This is a genomic window from Streptomyces sp. NPDC036815 (assembly GCF_055609205.1).
Window position 1 is genome coordinate 361,669 of sequence record NZ_JBVJPW010000004.1, and the last position, 15,811, is coordinate 377,479.

15 protein-coding genes are annotated in these 15,811 nt (G+C 73.0%); 9 read left to right on the forward strand and 6 right to left on the reverse strand.

Annotated features, from left to right (window positions below; all coding sequences use genetic code 11):
- Positions 1-4: 4 nt before the first annotated feature.
- From ACZ69I_RS12620 to ACZ69I_RS12630, 3 genes are read right to left on the reverse strand one after another with little or no spacing between them, the layout of a single operon-like run.
- Complete coding sequence (locus ACZ69I_RS12620; protein ID WP_467680102.1) at positions 5-652, reverse strand: LutC/YkgG family protein; 648 nt, start codon at positions 650-652, stop codon at positions 5-7.
- 8 nt (positions 653-660) lie between these two features.
- On the reverse strand, positions 661-2,181 hold the full coding sequence (locus ACZ69I_RS12625; RefSeq protein ID WP_470831955.1) for a LutB/LldF family L-lactate oxidation iron-sulfur protein: 1,521 nt from the start codon (positions 2,179-2,181) through the stop codon (positions 661-663).
- Complete coding sequence (locus ACZ69I_RS12630; protein ID WP_470832057.1) at positions 2,178-2,939, reverse strand: (Fe-S)-binding protein; 762 nt, start codon at positions 2,937-2,939, stop codon at positions 2,178-2,180. Before ACZ69I_RS12630 ends, ACZ69I_RS12625 begins: the two co-directional genes overlap by 4 nt.
- A 151-nt stretch (positions 2,940-3,090) precedes the next feature.
- Between ACZ69I_RS12630 and ACZ69I_RS12635 the strand changes: the two genes are divergently transcribed.
- From ACZ69I_RS12635 to ACZ69I_RS12645, 3 genes are all read left to right on the forward strand, one after another.
- Entirely contained in the window at positions 3,091-4,392 is a 1,302-nt protein-coding gene (locus tag ACZ69I_RS12635) for an alpha/beta fold hydrolase (protein WP_470831956.1), read from the forward strand.
- Positions 4,393-4,476: 84 nt separating this feature from the next.
- Entirely contained in the window at positions 4,477-5,235 is a 759-nt protein-coding gene (locus ACZ69I_RS12640; RefSeq protein ID WP_470831957.1) for a PIG-L deacetylase family protein, read from the forward strand.
- Positions 5,236-5,297: 62 nt separating this feature from the next.
- Positions 5,298-6,131: an enoyl-CoA hydratase/isomerase family protein gene (locus ACZ69I_RS12645; RefSeq protein WP_470831958.1), complete on the forward strand. Its 834-nt coding sequence runs from the start codon at positions 5,298-5,300 to the stop codon at positions 6,129-6,131.
- 28 nt (positions 6,132-6,159) lie between these two features.
- Here the strand turns inward: ACZ69I_RS12645 and ACZ69I_RS12650 are convergent, their stop codons facing one another.
- Both ACZ69I_RS12650 and ACZ69I_RS12655 read right to left on the reverse strand, forming a co-directional pair.
- Positions 6,160-7,077: an SDR family oxidoreductase gene (locus ACZ69I_RS12650; RefSeq protein ID WP_470831959.1), complete on the reverse strand. Its 918-nt coding sequence runs from the start codon at positions 7,075-7,077 to the stop codon at positions 6,160-6,162.
- A gap of 51 nt (positions 7,078-7,128) precedes the next feature.
- Positions 7,129-7,698: a DUF6817 domain-containing protein gene (locus tag ACZ69I_RS12655; protein ID WP_470831960.1), complete on the reverse strand. Its 570-nt coding sequence runs from the start codon at positions 7,696-7,698 to the stop codon at positions 7,129-7,131.
- A 243-nt stretch (positions 7,699-7,941) separates the two neighbouring features.
- Here ACZ69I_RS12655 and ACZ69I_RS12660 point away from each other — a divergent pair, with 243 nt between their 5' ends.
- Entirely contained in the window at positions 7,942-8,865 is a 924-nt protein-coding gene (locus ACZ69I_RS12660) for a LysR family transcriptional regulator (protein WP_470831961.1), read from the forward strand.
- On the opposite strand, the gene ACZ69I_RS12665 is transcribed toward ACZ69I_RS12660, so the two are convergent.
- Positions 8,862-9,917: an NAD(P)/FAD-dependent oxidoreductase gene (locus ACZ69I_RS12665; RefSeq protein ID WP_470832059.1), complete on the reverse strand. Its 1,056-nt coding sequence runs from the start codon at positions 9,915-9,917 to the stop codon at positions 8,862-8,864. The genes ACZ69I_RS12660 and ACZ69I_RS12665 overlap by 4 nt on opposite strands.
- A 125-nt stretch (positions 9,918-10,042) precedes the next feature.
- Here ACZ69I_RS12665 and ACZ69I_RS12670 point away from each other — a divergent pair, with 125 nt between their 5' ends.
- The 5 genes from ACZ69I_RS12670 to ACZ69I_RS12690 all read left to right on the forward strand — a co-directional run bounded on the left by ACZ69I_RS12670 (position 10,043) and on the right by ACZ69I_RS12690 (position 15,760).
- On the forward strand, positions 10,043-10,657 hold the full coding sequence (locus ACZ69I_RS12670; RefSeq protein WP_467679838.1) for a helix-turn-helix domain-containing protein: 615 nt from the start codon (positions 10,043-10,045) through the stop codon (positions 10,655-10,657).
- An 87-nt stretch (positions 10,658-10,744) separates the two neighbouring features.
- A complete protein-coding gene (locus ACZ69I_RS12675) occupies positions 10,745-11,713 on the forward strand; it encodes an NADPH:quinone oxidoreductase family protein (RefSeq protein ID WP_470831963.1) in 969 nt (322 codons plus the stop codon).
- Complete coding sequence (locus ACZ69I_RS12680) at positions 11,710-12,897, forward strand: acyl-CoA dehydrogenase family protein (RefSeq protein WP_470831964.1); 1,188 nt, start codon at positions 11,710-11,712, stop codon at positions 12,895-12,897. Before ACZ69I_RS12675 ends, ACZ69I_RS12680 begins: the two co-directional genes overlap by 4 nt.
- Entirely contained in the window at positions 12,894-14,021 is a 1,128-nt protein-coding gene (locus ACZ69I_RS12685; protein WP_470831968.1) for an acyl-CoA dehydrogenase family protein, read from the forward strand. Before ACZ69I_RS12680 ends, ACZ69I_RS12685 begins: the two co-directional genes overlap by 4 nt.
- A gap of 140 nt (positions 14,022-14,161) precedes the next feature.
- Entirely contained in the window at positions 14,162-15,760 is a 1,599-nt protein-coding gene (locus ACZ69I_RS12690; protein WP_470831969.1) for an ABC transporter substrate-binding protein, read from the forward strand.
- Positions 15,761-15,811: the final 51 nt, after the last annotated feature.

Genomic DNA, 15,811 nt, shown 5'->3' on the forward strand with positions numbered 1-15,811 from the left:
CCCGTCACCCCCCGCTCATCAGCACCACCTCCAGGGTGCGGGGGCCGTGCACCCCCTCGACCCGGTCCAGCTCGATGTCGCTGGTCGCGGAGGGCCCCGAGATCCACGTCAGCGGCCGCGCGGGATCGAGCCGTTCGAGCGCCACCGGAACCGAGGCGACGACCTGGTCGGGCACCCGTACGACACAGACGTGGTGGTCCGGCACCAGGGTGATGCGGCGGCGGCCCTGGTCCGGGGAGCCGTCGAGCACGATCGTGCCGGTCTCGGCCACGGCGAGGGCGCACCCCGTGATGACGCTGTCGACCCGGTCGAGCTCGTGCGGGGTGCTCGCCGCGCGGTCCTGGACCCGTACGGGGCCGGCGGCCGCGAGCCAGTGCGGTGGCAGTCCGGGCGGCACGAGCACGGTCTCGGAGCCGCGCCGTGCGTACAGCCGCCTCAGCAGGTCCGCCACCTCGTCCTGCGTGCAGCGGTGCACGATCGCGCGGTAGTCCGCGAGGTTCTCCGCGAGCAGGTCGACGGTCTCGGCGGTGCTGCGCGTGCCGTGCTCGCGTGCGTAGTCGCGGTCCACCGCCGCCTCGTACGCGAGGTCGTCGGCCGGTACGTCGGCGAGAGCCCGCCGCACCCGGCCCAGGACACGGTCCCTGCTGCTCACTGGGCTGCTCACTGGTCGTTCCCCCCGTTCGAGCCGTCGCCCCTGCCCTCGCTCCCGCCGCCCCGCGTACGCTGCCACCAGTCGCGGAACGGCTCCGCGGGCACCGGCGGAAGCTCTCGTGTCGCGCTCCAGGCCCGGCCGGGCCCCGGGAGCGTGCGGGGATGGAAGCGCCGGGTGCGCGAGGCCAGGCGCTGGCCCACGCGCAGCGCGCCGGGGCGGGCGAACGCCAGGCCCGCCGCCCGCATCGCGGCCCGTTCCGCCGCGTGCCCCTTCGCGGGCCTCAACGTCACCTTGTTGCCCCGCCGGGTCGCCGGGCCGCCCTGCACGACGCGCTCGCGCAGGTGGACGAGCACCTCCGGGATGTCGATGGCCACCGGACACACGTCGTAACAGGCCCCGCAGAGCGAGGACGCGTACGGCAGCGAGGCGTCGATCTCGCTCTGCGTGCCCCGCAGCTGAGGGCTGAGGATCGCGCCGATCGGCCCCGGATAGACCGAGCCGTACGCGTGCCCGCCGGCCCGCTCGTACACGGGGCACACGTTCAGACACGCGGAGCAGCGGATGCAGCGCAGGGCCTGGCGGCCGACCTCATCGGCGAGGGTGTCGGTGCGGCCGTTGTCGAGCAGGACCAGGTGGAAGGTGCTCGGGCCGTCCGCCGTCGCGGAGTTCGTCGTGCCCGTCCACATCGACGTGTACGGGTTCATGCGCTCGGCCGTCGAGGAGCGGGGGAGGGTCTGCAGGAAGACCTCCAGGTCGCGCCAGGTCGGAACGGTCTTCTCGATGCCGACGACGGAGATCAGCGTCTCGGGGAGGGTGAGGCACATCCGGCCGTTGCCCTCGGACTCGACGACGACGAGCGTGCCGGTCTCGGCGACCATGAAGTTCGCCCCGGAAATGCCGACCTTGGCGCGCAGGAACTTCTCCCGCAGGTGCAGCCGCGCCGCCTCGGCGAGCTCGGCCGGTGTGTCGCAGAGGCCTTCCGGGGCCGGGCGGCCCCAACTGCCCATCTCCCGCACGAAGATGTCGCGGATCTCGCCGCGGTTGCGGTGGATGGCGGGCACGAGGATGTGCGAGGGGCGGTCCTTGCCGAGCTGCACGATGAGTTCGGCGAGGTCGGTCTCGTAGGCGTGGATGCCCTCGGCCTCCAGGGCTTCGTTGAGGCCGATCTCCTGGGTGGCCATCGACTTGACCTTGACGACCTCCGTCTCGCCCGTGGCCTTGACCAGGTCCGCGACGATGCGGTTCGCCTCCTCGGCGTCGGCCGCCCAGTGCACGGTGCCGCCGGCCCGTACGACCGACTCCTCCAACTGCACTAGATAGCGGTCGAGATGGCGCAGCGTGTGGTCCTTGATGCGCTTGCCGGCCTCGCGCAATCGGTCCCAGTCGTCGAGCTCGGTGACGGCGCGGGCCCGCTTGTCGCGGATGGTGTGGGTCGCGTGCCGGAGGTTGGCCCGCAGGGTGGCGTCATTGACCGCCTCGCGTGCGGCCCGCGGGAACGCGGGCATGCCGACGAACGTTCCGCCGCTCATGACAGGGGCTCCTCTTCCGTGCTCGCCAGGATCTCGGCGATGTGGACGGGGCGCACGGCCGTGTGCAGCCGGGCCATGGTGCCGCCGATGTGCATCAGGCAGGAGTTGTCCGCCGCGCAGAGGACCTCGGCGCCGGTCGACTCGGCGTTGCGCACCTTGTCGGCCCCCATCGCCGCGGAGACGTCGGGGTTCTTCACGGCGAACGTGCCGCCGAAGCCGCAGCACTCCTCGGCGCCGGGCAGTTCGAGGAGTTCGAGCCCCTTCACCGCCCGCAGGAGCCGCGCGGGCCGCTCCCCGAGGCCGAGGGAGCGCAGGCCGTGGCAGGTCGGGTGGTAGGTGACGGTGTGCGGGTAGTACGCGCCCACGTCGGTGACCCCGAGGACGTCCACCAGGAACTCGGTGAGCTCGTACGTCTTGGGTACGACCGGCGCGAGCGTGCGCGCCAGGCCCTCGCCGCGGCCCTCGGCGCGTGCCCGCTCGCCCATGCGCGGATACAGCTCGCGCACCATGGCCCCGCACGATCCGGACGGCGTCACGATCGCGTCGTACGCGTCCGATCCGAATACATCGGAGAAGTGCTGGGCGAGCGGCTCCGCCTGATGGCGGTAGCCGGTGTTGTAGTGCGCCTGCCCGCAGCAGGTCTGAGCCATCGGGAAGTCGACGTCAACTCCCAGCCTGGTCAGCATTTTCACCACTGCACGGCCCGTGTCCGGATAGAGCGTGTCATTGACACAGGTCAGGAACAGGGCGACGCGCATCGCGGGTTCCTCCTCGTCGGTCATCGGATGGATGCAGCGTACGCGCGCGTGCGCCGCAGTGGGAGCCGTCGGCGCCGCCCGAGGGACGGCGGGCCCGTGCGGTGTGCTGGACTGGGGTCTGCCGTCCGGACCCCTCGCCCAGGAGCCAGCCTTGACCGTCACCTACCGCCAGCCGGGAGTCGTCCTCACCGACCGCCGCTTCAGCGTGCCGCTCGACCACGACGATCCGGCGGGGGAGCGGATCGAGCTCTTCGCGCGCGAGGCGGTCGCGGCCTCCCGCGGCGGCGCGGACCTTCCCTGGCTCATCTACCTGCAGGGCGGCCCCGGCTGTGGCGCCACCCGCTTCCACGGCGCCGAGTCCTGGCTCGGCCGAGCGTTGCAGGACTTCCGCGTCCTCCTCCTCGACCAGCGCGGCACCGGCAACTCCACGCCCGCCAACCGCCAGACGCTCCCGCTGCGCGGCGGCCCCCGGGAACAGGCCGACTACCTGGCCCGCTTCCGCGCCGACTCCATCGTCCGCGACTGCGAGGCCATCCGCCCCGAGGTGACCGGCGGCGCCCCCTGGACCGTTCTCGGGCAGAGCTTCGGCGGCTTCTGCGCCACGCACTACCTGTCGGCCGCTCCCGAGGGCCTGGCCACCGCGCTCATCACCGGCGGCCTGCCCACGCTCGACGGGCACGCCGACGACGTCTACCGCGCGGCCTATCCGCGCATGGCACGCAAGAGCGCTGCGCACTACGCCCGTTACCCCCAGGACGTCGAGCGGGCCCGCCGTATCGCCGCCCACCTCGCCGAGCACGAGCCGGTGCTCGACAACGGCTACCGGCTGACCGTCCCGGCCTTCCAGTCCCTCGGCATGCTGCTCGGCTCGGGCGACGGGAGCCACCGCCTGCACTACCTGCTCGAGGACGCCTTCGTGCGCACCTCCGCGGGCCCCGCGCTGTCCGACGCCTTCCAGGAGAACGTGCAGGCCGCCCTCTCGTACGCGAGCAGGCCCCTCTTCGCCGTCCTGCACGAGTCCATCTACGGCCAGGGCGGGCGGGCCACCGACTGGGCGGCCGAGCGGGTGCGCGCCGAGTTCCCCGGGTTCGACGCGGAGAGGGCCCTGGCGGGCGAGGAGCCGCTGCTGTTCACCGGCGAGGCCGTGCAGCGCTGGATGTTCGACTGCGACCCGGCGCTGCGGCCCCTGCGCGAGAGCGCCGACCTGCTCGCCGCGCGCACCGACTGGCCGCGCCTGTACGACACGGAGCGCCTCGCCGCCAACGAGGTGCCGGTGGCCGCGGCGGTCTACCACGACGATCTCTACGTCGACACGGAGCACTCCCTGCGCACCGCCCGCGCCGTCCGCGGCCTGCGGACCTGGGTCACCGACGAGTTCGAGCACGACGGGCTGCGCGCGAGCGGTCCGCGCGTCCTCGACCGGCTGCTCGCGCTGGCGCGCGGCGAGGAGTGAGGGCCCCGTACGGCCGGGGCGGGTGGCCCCAACTCGACCCGGTATTCCGGGAACAGGCCACGCCTCGGCGATAAGCTGACCGGCATGACGGAGCAGAATTCAGCCACACCCGCCGACCAGCTCACTCCCATGCCCGAGGACTGGCGGCGCGCGCTCGCCGTCGTCGCCCACCCGGACGACCTGGAGTACGGGTGCGCCGCGGCGATCGCGGGCTGGACGGACGGCGGCCGGGAGGTCACGTACCTCCTGGCGACCCGCGGCGAGGCGGGCATCGACACGATCGATCCCGCCACCTGCGGGCCGCTGCGCGAACGGGAGCAGCGGGCGAGTGCGGCCGTCGTCGGTGTGGAGGCCGTGGAGTTCCTCGATCACAAGGACGGCGTCGTCGAGTACGGCACGGCGCTGCGCCGCGACATCGCCGCCGCGATCCGCAGGCACCGCCCCGAGCTCGTCATCACGCTCAACCACCGCGACACGTGGCACGGCGTCGCCTGGAACACCCCCGACCACGTGGCGGTCGGCCGCGCCACGCTGGACGCGGCGGCGGACGCGGGCAACCGCTGGATCTTCCCGGAACTGATCGAGGAGCAGGGCCTCGAGCCCTGGAACGGCGTGCGGTGGGTCGCCGTCGCCGGTTCGGCGACGCCCACCCACGCCGCGGACGCCTCGGCCGGTCTCGAGCGCTCGGTGGCCTCGCTCCTCGAACACCGCACCTACATCGAGGCGTTGACCGACGAGGAGCCCGAGAAGTACTGCCGTACGTTCCTCACCGGCAACGCGCAGGCGCTGGCGCCGCGCTTCGGCGGGAAGCCCGCGGTGGGGTTCCAGGTCTTCAGTCGGTGAGCCCGCACCCTTAACCTGACGGCCCATCAGGAACATCGGGCGGTCGGGGCAGGGGAGCGCGGATGATCGACACCATCGGCACGGACATCCCGCAGGGCGAGGAGCGACTGCGCCTGGACGTCGAGGACGGGATCGGCATCCTCACCCTCTGCCGGCCGCGCAAGCTCAACGCGTGGAGCTGGGAGTCCACCCGGCAACTCGGCCTGTTCGCCGACCGGATCCGCTTCGACGACTCCATCAGGGCGGTGCTGCTGCGCGCCGAGGGCCGCGCGTTCTGTGCGGGCATCGACATCACGGCGCCCGGCGGTGCGGTCACGGGCCGCTCCGGCGCGGAGCGCGCCCGCAACTACTACGAGGCCATGCGCTGGGTCCACGAGCGCTTCCGTGTCTTCGCCGGGCTTCCGCAGCCGGTGGTCGCGGCCGTGCAGGGGTACTGCCTGGGTTTCGGCTTCGAGCTCGCGCTCATGGCGGACATACGGATCGCGGCGGACGACGCGGTCTTCGCGCTCCCCGAGGCGCAGCTCGGCGTCGCGGTGGACGCGGGCGGCGACCTGCGCATCGCCCGGGAGGCCGGGGCGGGCTGGGCGAAGCTGCTCGCGTTCACCGGCCGCCGCATCGACGCCGCCACGGCCGAGCGGCTCCGCCTCCTCCAGCAGGTCGTCCCCGCCGAAGGACTCGCGGAGACCTCCCGCTCCCTGGCGGCCGAGATCGCGGCGAACGGGCCGCTCGCGGTGCAGGGTGTCAAACGCGGCATCGACGCGTTCGCCGACGCGGGCCTGGCGGGGGCGCTCGACCGCGTCGCGGTCAACGCGGCGATCACGCTCACCTCCGAGGACTCCCGGGAGGGATACGGGGCGAAAGGGGCGGGGCGGGCGGCGCTGTTCGAGGGGAAGTAGCGGGCGCTTCCCGCGGTCCGCCCGCGGATCACGTACCGAACGCGTCCCGGCCCAGCTGCTCGCGCACGGTCACCACCGGGGGGCTCACCAGCGTCCTGCGCTGCCAGTTCGCGCCGTCGACCACCAGGGTGTGACCCGTGATGAAACGGGCGTACGGCGAGGCCAGGAAGGTGGCGGCCCAGCCCAGTTCGCGCGGCAGCCCGACGCGCAGGGCGGGCTGGCGGACGGCCTTGTCGCGGGCCCGGTCGAGGGAGCCGCGGATGTCGGCGGTCATGTCGTCGTGCGGCATCAGTCCCGGCACGAGGCCGTTGACCTGGATGCCGTACGGACCCCATTCCACGGCGAGGGTCTCCACCAGGCTCTTCACGCCCGCCTTGGCCGCCGCGCTGTGCGCGAAGCCGGGGCCGCCGGTCCACGCGTACGACGCCCCGACGTCGATGACCGAGCCGGGGGCGCCGGCCGCGAGATGGCGGCGGGCGAACTCGCGCGTCATCAGGAACGTGCCGGTGAGCGTCGCGTCGACGACCGAGCGCCAGGCGTTCGGGGACATGTCCTCGGCGGGCACCGGGAAGTTGGCGGCCGCGTTGTTCACCAGGACCCCCGGCAGGCCGTACGCCTCCCGCGCCGCGTCGAAGACCTCGCCGACGCGCTCGGCGTCCCGGATGTCGCAGACCGCCGCGGTCACGCGCCCGCCCAGTGCGGCCAGTTCGTCGCGCGCCGCCCGCAGCCGCTCCGCGTTGCGGCTCGCGATCACCAGGTCGGCGCCGAGCCGCGCGAACTCCGCGGCGACGGCCTTGCCGAGCCCCGTCCCGCCGCCCGTGACCAGGACGGCCGTGCCGTCGTACGTGCCGGGAGGCAGCGCGGAGGCTCCCCACGGGGGAGGGGGCGGCAGCCCGGGCAGCTGCGCACCGTCCTGCCTCGCGTCGTCCGCCTCGTCGTCGGTCATGCGCGTATCGATACCTCGTACGGGACGAAATCGCCATGCCCGCCGCTGGATTCAGGTGGACCCGCCGGAGCCGCGGAGGGTGTTCTCGCAGTCCTGCCAGGCGGCGGTGGAGAGCAGCGGGCGCATGCGGGTGAACAGGCCGAGCAGGTCGGCTCCGCGGCGGGCGCGGGCCTCGGCGTCGACGCGGACGATGTCCAGCTCGTTGGCGGCGGTGAGTTCGGCGAACTCCCGCCACCTGCGCGAGGAGGGCGTCCAGGTGCGGCCGGTGAACCTGTCCCGGAAGCGCGCGGCCGGACCGGTCGCTCCGGGGTATGTGGCCCGCCGGTCGCAGCTCGCGTAGAAGTACACGAGGGACTCGGCATCGGCGCCGACGATCGCCCGGACCTGGGCGCGCCGGTCGAGCGGCACCAGATACGGGGCGAAACCGTCGGTGCCGTACAACGCGTGGCACAGACCGGCCAGTTGGAGCGCCGGGCGGGCGTTCCAGCGGACGAGCTGCCGGTGGACGCGGTCGAGATGGGCCAGCAGGGTGCCGCCGGGGTGGTCGAGGGTCGCGGCGCCGCGTTCGCGCAGGAGGTGCCGTACGGCGTCGGCGGGGTCGGGGGCCATGGGTGCGGTCATGGGCACGGGGTGCCTTCCGGGCATGGAGCGGTGGACGGGACGCCGTCGTGGATCGGGGGAGAGGGTACGGGAGTTCACGTGTGGAGAGGGTCGGCACCCGGCGCACTCCCCGACACCGTCCGGAGCGGTGCCGGGGCCCGGCCGGGTTGCCGCCCCTGGGCCCGCGTTGATCGTCCCGCCGAGCCGACCCTCAAGTCAATCCTCGGGTTTCCTTGCCTACCCCCAAGCTGTAGCTTCACTCCCATGACCCTCGACGACCTCCGCGTCTTCGTCGCCGTCTGCCGCTCCGGCAGCCTGAGCGCCGTGGCACGCGACCTCACCTGCACCCAGTCCGCGGTGAGTCAGCACATCAAGCGCCTGGAACGGGAGACGGGCCTAGCCCTCCTGGAGCGCCACCCGCGCGGTGTCGTGCCGACCCCCGCGGGGCGGCTCCTGCACACCGCGGCCGCCGGCGGTCTCGGCGACATCGACCACGCCCTGCGCAGGCTGCGCGATCTGGTGCGGGGCGAGGCGGGTTCGGTACGCGTCACCACCGGCGCCACCACCGTCCGCCACTTCATGTCCGGCGCCGTGGTCGCCTTCCGCCGCCACCACCCCAATGTCAGCCTGGAGTTTGAGACGACCCACTCCAGCCGCGACTGCTTCGACGCCCTCCTCGCGGGCGGCCTCGACCTCGCCTGGATCACGCTGGGCGAGCCGGTGCGCGGCATCGAGCAGCGGCCCGTCGTCGAGCTTCCCTGGGTCCTCGCCGTCGCCGCCGCCGACCCGCTGGCCGCCAAGTCCCGTATCGACACCGCGGATCTGGCGGACATCAGCCTGATCGGCCTGCCGGAGAACGCCACGTCCCGCTCCCGCCTGGACGCCTGGCTCGCCGCGTCCGGCACCGCCCCCACCTCGGACACCAGCGTGGCCGACTGGGACACCGCGATCCTGCTCGCCGAACTCGGCCTGGGCCACGCCATCGTCCCCGACCTGCCGGCCTGGCACGGCCCCGCCCACCCCGGCCTGCGGCTCATCCCGATCCCGGACCTGCCGACGCTGTGGACGGGCTGGGCGGTGCGCCGCTGGGACGCCTTGTCGCCCCTTGCCCGGGCGTTCGCGGGCACGGTGGAGGAGCACTGCGCCGTCACGTTCGCCGACGGCGCTGAACTGCCGGACAGCGCCTAGGCGTTGATCCCGTGCGCGTGCTCTCCCGCTACCGCGCGGGCCACCGTCGCCTCCGCTCGGGGCGTGAAGGCTCCGGCCCTGCGCCGCGCCGCGGCCGCCTCGATGTCGGTCAGGACGAGTTCGGCGTTGATCGCCGTGCCGGCCCGGTAGCCGGTGCTCGCCGCGTTGATCACCTGCTCCATGGGGCTCGCGGCGTTGCCGACCGCCCAGACCCCGGGGACGCTGGTGCGGCCGGTCTCGTCCACCGCCGGGTAGGGGCCGAACGGGGTGTCCCTGCGTTCGGCGCCGAGTGCGCCCAGGAGGTCGTCGCGGGGCACCGGCCTCGCGGGGACGAACAGCACCGAGCGGGGGAAGACCCGGCCGTCGGCGAGCCGTATGCCCGTCAGCCGGTCGTCCTCGACGGCCAGGCCCGCGACCTCGCCCTCCACGACCTGCACCCCGGCGGCCGCCAGGCGTTCCCACTCGGCGTCGGGCAGGTCCCGCACGGTGTGCAGGAACAGCGTCACGTCGCTGGACCACTGCGTGACGAGCAGGGCCTGGTGGCTGTTGAAGGGCTCGGCGGCGAGCACGCCGAAGGGCTGGTCCCGCACCTCCCAGCCGTGGCAGTAGGGGCAGTGCAGCACGTCACGCCCCCAGCGCTCGGCGAGGCCCGGCACGGCGGGCAGCTCGTCCACGAGACCCGTCGCGACGACGACCCGGCGCGCGTGCACGGCGGCGCCGTCCGCGAGCGTGACCCCGAACTCGCCCGCACCGTCCGGCGTCACCGCCGAGACGCGGTCGTGCACCAGGCCCACCCCGTACCGCTCCAGCTCCCGCCGCCCCTCGGCGAGGAACTCGGCGGGCGGCATGCCGTCCCGCGACAGGTAGCCCTGCATGTGGGCGGCGGGGGCGTTGCGCGGCTCGCCCGCGTCGACCACGAGGACGCTCCGACGGGAGCGGCCGAGCACGAGCGCGGCGCTCAGGCCCGCCGTGCCGCCGCCGACGACCACCACGTCGTACGCCCGGTCCTGCCGGGCGGCGTGGCCGCGGGGGGTGTCGTGCTGGTTCTCCATCGGGCTCCGCCTCTCGTTGGTGTTCCGGTCCACGGGGACCACCTCCTTCCTGTGGACCATGGACCCTGTCGTGCGGTTTCGACAACTGCCTTTGCCGTTGCAGCAAGAAGCGGCATGATGGAGACATGAGAGAAGACGAGACGGCGGCACCGGAGTCGATGGATCAGGTCCTCACCGAGGTGGGCCCCCGGCTGCGCCGCATCCGCAAGGAGCGCGGCGCCACGCTCGCGGGCCTCTCCGCCGCCACCGGGATCTCGGTCAGCACCCTGTCCCGCCTGGAGTCCGGCCACCGCAGGCCCAGCCTCGAACTGCTGCTGCCCATCGCCCGCGCCCACCAGGTCCCCCTCGACGAGCTGGTCGGCGCGCCGCCGGTGGGCGACCCGCGCGTGCGGGCCAAGCCGATCGTCCGGCACGGGCGCACCATGCTGCCCCTGACCCGGCAGCCCGGCGGGCTCCAGGCGTACAAGGTGGTCGAGCCCGCCCGCACGAAGGCGGCGCCGGACCCGCAGACCCATGAGGGGTACGAGTGGCTGTACGTGCTCTCCGGGAAGCTGCGCCTGGTCCTCGGCGACCACGACGTGGTGCTCGGGCCGGGGGAGGCGGCGGAGTTCGACACCCGGGTCCCGCACTGGTTCGGGGCGACGAGCGAGGCGGGCGCGGAGTTCCTCAGCCTCTTCGGGCCGCAGGGGGAGCGCATGCACGTACGGGCGCGGCCCACCCGCAAGGAGCACACGGACTGACGGCCGCCCGGACTGTTCCCTTCGGGGCAAGCGACCGCTTAGTATGCGGTGGAGCCCGGTCTACGACAGCCCCCGTGGAGGCCCCGCATGCAGGCATGGCAAGTGCACGAGAACGGCGAGCCGGCCGAGGTGATGCGCCTCGCCGAGGTGGACCGCCCCGCGCTCGGCGAGGGGCAGGTGCTGCTGAAGGTGCTCGCCGCGAACATCAACTTTCCGGACGCGCTGCTCTGCCGGGGCCAGTACCAGGTCAGGCCCCCGCTGCCGTTCACGCCCGGCATGGAGATCTGCGGCGAGACCGAGGACGGGCGGCGCGTGATCGCCAACCCCGTGCTGCCGTACGGCGGACTCGCCGAGTACGCCGTCGCGGAGAGCGCCGCCCTGCTGCCCGCCCCGGACGGCCTCGACGACGCGGAGACCTCCGCGCTCCACATCGGCTACCAGACCGGCTGGTTCGCGCTGCACCGCCGCGCGCACCTCCAGGCGGGCGAGACGCTGCTGGTGCACGCGGCCGCCGGTGGCGTCGGCAGCGCCGCGGTGCAGCTCGGCAAGGCGGCGGGCGCCAAGGTCATCGGCGTGGTCGGCGGCGAGGACAAGGCGAGGGTCGCGCGCGAGCTCGGCTGCGACCTCGTCCTCGACCGGCGCACCGACGACGTGATCGGCGCCGTCAAGGAGGCGACCGGTGGCCGCGGCGCCGACGTGATCTACGACCCCGTGGGCGGCGGCGCCTACACCGCGTCCGCCAAGTGCGTGGCCTTCGAGGGGCGCATCGTCGTCATCGGCTTCGCCAGCGGCACCATCCCCACGCCCGCGCTGAACCACGCCCTCGTGAAGAACTACTCGATCGTGGGCCTGCACTGGGGCCTGTACAAGACCAAGGACCCGGACCTGATCCTGCGCTGCCACGCGGAGCTGTCCGAGCTCGCCGCCAAGGGCGCCATCAAGCCGCTGGTGAGCGAGCGGGTACCGATGGCGGACGCCGCTTCCGCCGTGCAGCGCGTCGCCGACGGCACCACCACGGGGCGGGTCGTCGTCCTGCCGCACGGAGGTGCCGCATGACCGACGCAGCCGAACTGCGCATCCGCACCCAGGAGTTGCTCACCGCGCACCCGCCCGCCACGGTGGGCCGCGCCGACTTCCTCCGGGCCCGCTTCGACGCGGGCCTCGCCTGGGTGCACTACCCCGAAGGCCTCGGCGGACTCGGCGCGCCCCGCTCCCTGCAGGCCGTCGTGGACGCCGAACTGGAGGCCGCGGGCGCGCCCGACAACGACCCGCGCCGCATCGGCATCGGCCTCGGCATGGCCGCACCGACCGTGCTCGGCTTCGGCACCGAGGAACAGAAGCGCCGCTTCCTGCGCCCGCTGTGGACCGGCGAGGAGGTGTGGTGCCAGCTCTTCAGCGAGCCGGGCGCGGGCTCCGACCTCGCGGCGCTCGGCACCCGCGCCGTCCGCGACGGGGCGAGTGGCGACTGGGTGGTCAACGGCCAGAAGGTGTGGACCTCCAGCGCCCACAGCGCCCGCTGGGCCATCCTCATCGCCCGCACCGACCCGGACCTGCCCAAGCACCGCGGCATCACGTATTTCGTGTGCGACATGACCGACCCGGGCGTCGAGGTGCGGCCGCTGCGCCAGATCACCGGCGAGGCGGAGTTCAACGAGGTGTTCCTCACCGACGTGCGCATCCCCGACGCGCACCGGCTCGGCGCGGTCGGCGAGGGCTGGAAGGTCGCCCAGACCACGCTCATGAACGAGCGCGTCTCCATCGGCGGCATGCGCATCCCGCGTGAGGGCGGCATGATCGGCGCGGTCGCCGGGACCTGGCGCGACCGCCCCGACCTGCGCACCCACGACCTCCACCAGCGGCTGCTGAAGCTCTGGGTGGAGGCGGAGGTGGCCCGGCTCGCCGGGGAACGGCTGCGCCAGCAGCTCGTCGCGGGACAGCCCGGCCCCGAGGGCTCCGGCATGAAGCTCGGCTTCGCCCGCCTCAACCAGGAGATCAGCGGCCTGGAGGTGGAACTCCTTGGTTCCGAAGGGCTGTTGTACGACGACTGGACGATGCGCAGGCCCGACCTCGTCGACTTCACCGGCCGCGAGGCGGGCTACCGCTATCTGCGTTCCAAGGGCAACAGCATCGAGGGCGGGACCAGCGAGGTCCTGCTGAACATCGTCGCCGAGCGCGTCCTCGGGCTGCCCGCCGAGCCGCGCACCGACAAGGACGTCGTGTGGAAGGACCTCGCCCGATGAGTACGCAGACCACGCAGAGCTCCCAGCCCGACCTGCTCTACTCCGAAGAGGAAGAGGCGCTGCGCTCGGCCGTGCGCGGCCTGCTCGCCGACCGGTGCGACGCCGCCACGGTCCTCGCGCGCGTCGAATCCCCCGCGGACGGCTCCCCGCACGACCGCGAACTGTGGAAGGCGCTCACCGACGGCATGGGCCTCGCCGGGCTCCTCGTCCCCGAGGAACTGGGCGGGCAGGGCGCCACGCACCGCGAAGCCGCCGTCGTCCTGGAGGAGTTGGGCCGCGCGATGGCGCCCGTGCCCTACCTCACCAGCGCAGTCGTCGCCACGCAGACGCTGCTCGCCTGTGGCGGCGAGGAGGCCGCCGAACTGCTCGGGGAACTCGCCGCCGGCCGCACGGTGGCCGCGCTCGCAGTCGGCCTCGCCGTCGCGCCGGGTGACGCGGTCGACGGCGTACGGCTGGAAGGGGGCGTCCTGCGCGGGGAGGTGACGGCGGTCGCGGACGCGGCGGGCGCCGACGTGCTGCTGGTCCCGGCCGACGGCGCGCTCTTCGCGGTCGATATGGCGCAGGACGGCGTCACCGTCACCGCGCGGACCTCCCTCGACCTCACCCGGCCGCTCGCCACGGTGACCTTCGAGGCGCCGCACACGCGACGGCTGACGGGGGACGCCGACGCGGCCGTACGGCAGGGGCTGCGGGCGGGCGCCGCGCTGCTCGCCTCGGAGCAGCTCGGCATCGCCGAGTGGTGTCTGACGGAGACCGTCCGCTACGTGCGGGAGCGGCACCAGTTCAACCGGCCCGTCGGCTCCTTCCAGGCGCTCAAGCACCGGCTCGCGCAGCTGTGGCTGGAGGTCGTCAACCTCCGCGCCGCCGCCCGCAACGCCGCCGACGCCCTCGCCACGGACAGCGCCGAGGCGGATCTGGCGGCCGCCCTCGCACAGGCCTGCGCGGGCGCCGTGGCGGTGCACGCCGCGGAGGAGGCGCTGCAGCTGCACGGCGGCATCGGCATGACCTGGGAGCACCCGGTCCACCTCTATCTGAAGCGCGCCAAGGCGGACTCGATCGCCTACGGCACGGCGGGCCGCCACCGCGAGGCGCTGGCCGCCCTGATGGATCTGCAGGCCCCCTGACCCGTCGTACGAACCTCACCCACGAATTCGATGTAGCCCGCATCTACCAGGTGCGGGCTGCGCGTTTTACGTCACCATTACGTGGTGCATAATTGCGAACTGTTCGCAATAACAGTTGATCTTCAGTAGGGGTGTGGAGCATGAGGGCCCGATCGATACGGGGCGCAGGCGCGACGGCGACGGCGGCCGCGATAGCGGTCGCCGCCTCCGCGTGCTCGGCGCCCGGCGACGGCGACAGCGGCGCCAAGGACTCCGCGGTCGTCGGCATCGCCTACGAGCCCGAGACTCTCAGCCCGCTCCTCGGCTACGGCAAGGACGGCAACTCCAAGATCTTCGACGGCCTGCTCACGCACGACGCCGACATGAAGCTCAAGCCCGCCCTCGCCGCCGAGCTGCCCAAGGTCACCGACGACGGCAGGACCTACACGTACAAGCTCCGCAAGGGCGTCAAGTTCAGCGACGGCAAGCCGTTCTCCGCCAAGGACGTCGTCTTCACCTACGAGACCATCCTCGACAAGAAGACCAACAACGCCTCCAAGACCGAGCTGGACGCCGTCAAGAGCGTCGAGGCGAAGGGCGGCTCCGGCGGGGACGCGGTCGTCTTCCACCTCAAGTACCCCTACGCGCCGTTCGCCGAGCGCACCGTGCTGCCCATCGCCCCCGAGCACATCGCGGGCAAGCAGGACGTGAACACCGGCGACTTCACCACCAAGCCGGTCGGCACGGGGCCGTACAAGCTGGTCAAGTGGTCCAAGGGCGAGAAGCTCACCTTCAAGGCCAACCCCGGCTACTGGGGCGGCGCGCCGAAGGTCAAGAACTTCACCATGGCGATCATCAAGGACGACGACATCCGCGCCACCCGGCTCGACGCGGGTGAGCTCGACGGCGCGATCCTGCCGCCCAACCTCGCCAAGAAGTACAAGGGCGACAGCGACAAGAACACCTACGCCGCCAAGACCTTCGACTACCGCGTGGTGACCCTGCCCACCGGCAACAAGGTCACCGGCGACACCGACGTCCGCCGCGCCCTCGACGTCGGCGTGAACCGCAAGGCCATGGTCGACTCGATCCTGTACGGCGAGGGCAAGGAGGCGTACGGGCCCGTCCCGACCGACAGCCCCTGGTTCACCAAGGGCACCGAGCGCAAGTTCGACACCGCCGGGGCGAAGAAGATCCTCGACGACGCCGGGTGGAAGCCGGGCAAGGACGGCATCCGCGAGAAGGACGGCGTCCGGGCGACGTTCCCGCTCTGGTACCTCTCCGGCGACAAGCTCCGCCAGGACCACGCCCTCGCCTACGCGTCCGACGCCAAGAAGATCGGCATCAAGGTCGAGGTGCAGTCCGGCACGTGGGAGGTCATCCAGCCCCGCATGCCCAAGGACGCGGTCCTCGCCGGCGGCGGCTCCCCGGCCGACCCCGACTTCGACCAGTACACCCTCCTGAAGTCCTCCCTCGCCGGTGACGGCTTCAACAACATGGCGCACTACGACAACTCCAAGGTCGACAAGGCCCTGGAGGACGCCCGCAAGAGCGGCGACCACGCCAAGCGCCAGGCCGCCTACGACACGATCCAGCGCGAGCTCGTCAAGGACCCCGGCTACACCTTCCTCACCCACATCGACCACCTCTACGTCGTCGACAAGAAGTTCGGCGACCTGAGCACCCAGGTCGAACCGCACGACCACGGCCTGGCCTCCGGCCCCTGGTGGAACGTCGAGGACTGGCAGCCGAACAAGTGACGTCAGCGACCACCGAGGCCCCGGGGAAGGTGACGCGCCGTCGCCTCCCCT

Coding starts and splice junctions, on each gene's coding strand:
- ACZ69I_RS12645 (WP_470831958.1), top strand. CDS start 5,298: ATGATCGACACCATCGGCACGGACATCCCGCAGGGCGAGGAGCGACTG.
- ACZ69I_RS12640 (WP_470831957.1), top strand. CDS start 4,477: ATGACGGAGCAGAATTCAGCCACACCCGCCGACCAGCTCACTCCCATG.
- ACZ69I_RS12675 (WP_470831963.1), top strand. CDS start 10,745: ATGCAGGCATGGCAAGTGCACGAGAACGGCGAGCCGGCCGAGGTGATG.
- ACZ69I_RS12660 (WP_470831961.1), top strand. CDS start 7,942: ATGACCCTCGACGACCTCCGCGTCTTCGTCGCCGTCTGCCGCTCCGGC.
- ACZ69I_RS12685 (WP_470831968.1), top strand. CDS start 12,894: ATGAGTACGCAGACCACGCAGAGCTCCCAGCCCGACCTGCTCTACTCC.
- ACZ69I_RS12650 (WP_470831959.1), bottom strand. CDS start 7,077: ATGACCGACGACGAGGCGGACGACGCGAGGCAGGACGGTGCGCAGCTG.
- ACZ69I_RS12665 (WP_470832059.1), bottom strand. CDS start 9,917: ATGGAGAACCAGCACGACACCCCCCGCGGCCACGCCGCCCGGCAGGAC.
- ACZ69I_RS12625 (WP_470831955.1), bottom strand. CDS start 2,181: ATGAGCGGCGGAACGTTCGTCGGCATGCCCGCGTTCCCGCGGGCCGCA.
- ACZ69I_RS12630 (WP_470832057.1), bottom strand. CDS start 2,939: ATGCGCGTCGCCCTGTTCCTGACCTGTGTCAATGACACGCTCTATCCG.
- ACZ69I_RS12655 (WP_470831960.1), bottom strand. CDS start 7,698: ATGACCGCACCCATGGCCCCCGACCCCGCCGACGCCGTACGGCACCTC.
- ACZ69I_RS12670 (WP_467679838.1), top strand. CDS start 10,043: ATGAGAGAAGACGAGACGGCGGCACCGGAGTCGATGGATCAGGTCCTC.
- ACZ69I_RS12680 (WP_470831964.1), top strand. CDS start 11,710: ATGACCGACGCAGCCGAACTGCGCATCCGCACCCAGGAGTTGCTCACC.
- ACZ69I_RS12690 (WP_470831969.1), top strand. CDS start 14,162: ATGAGGGCCCGATCGATACGGGGCGCAGGCGCGACGGCGACGGCGGCC.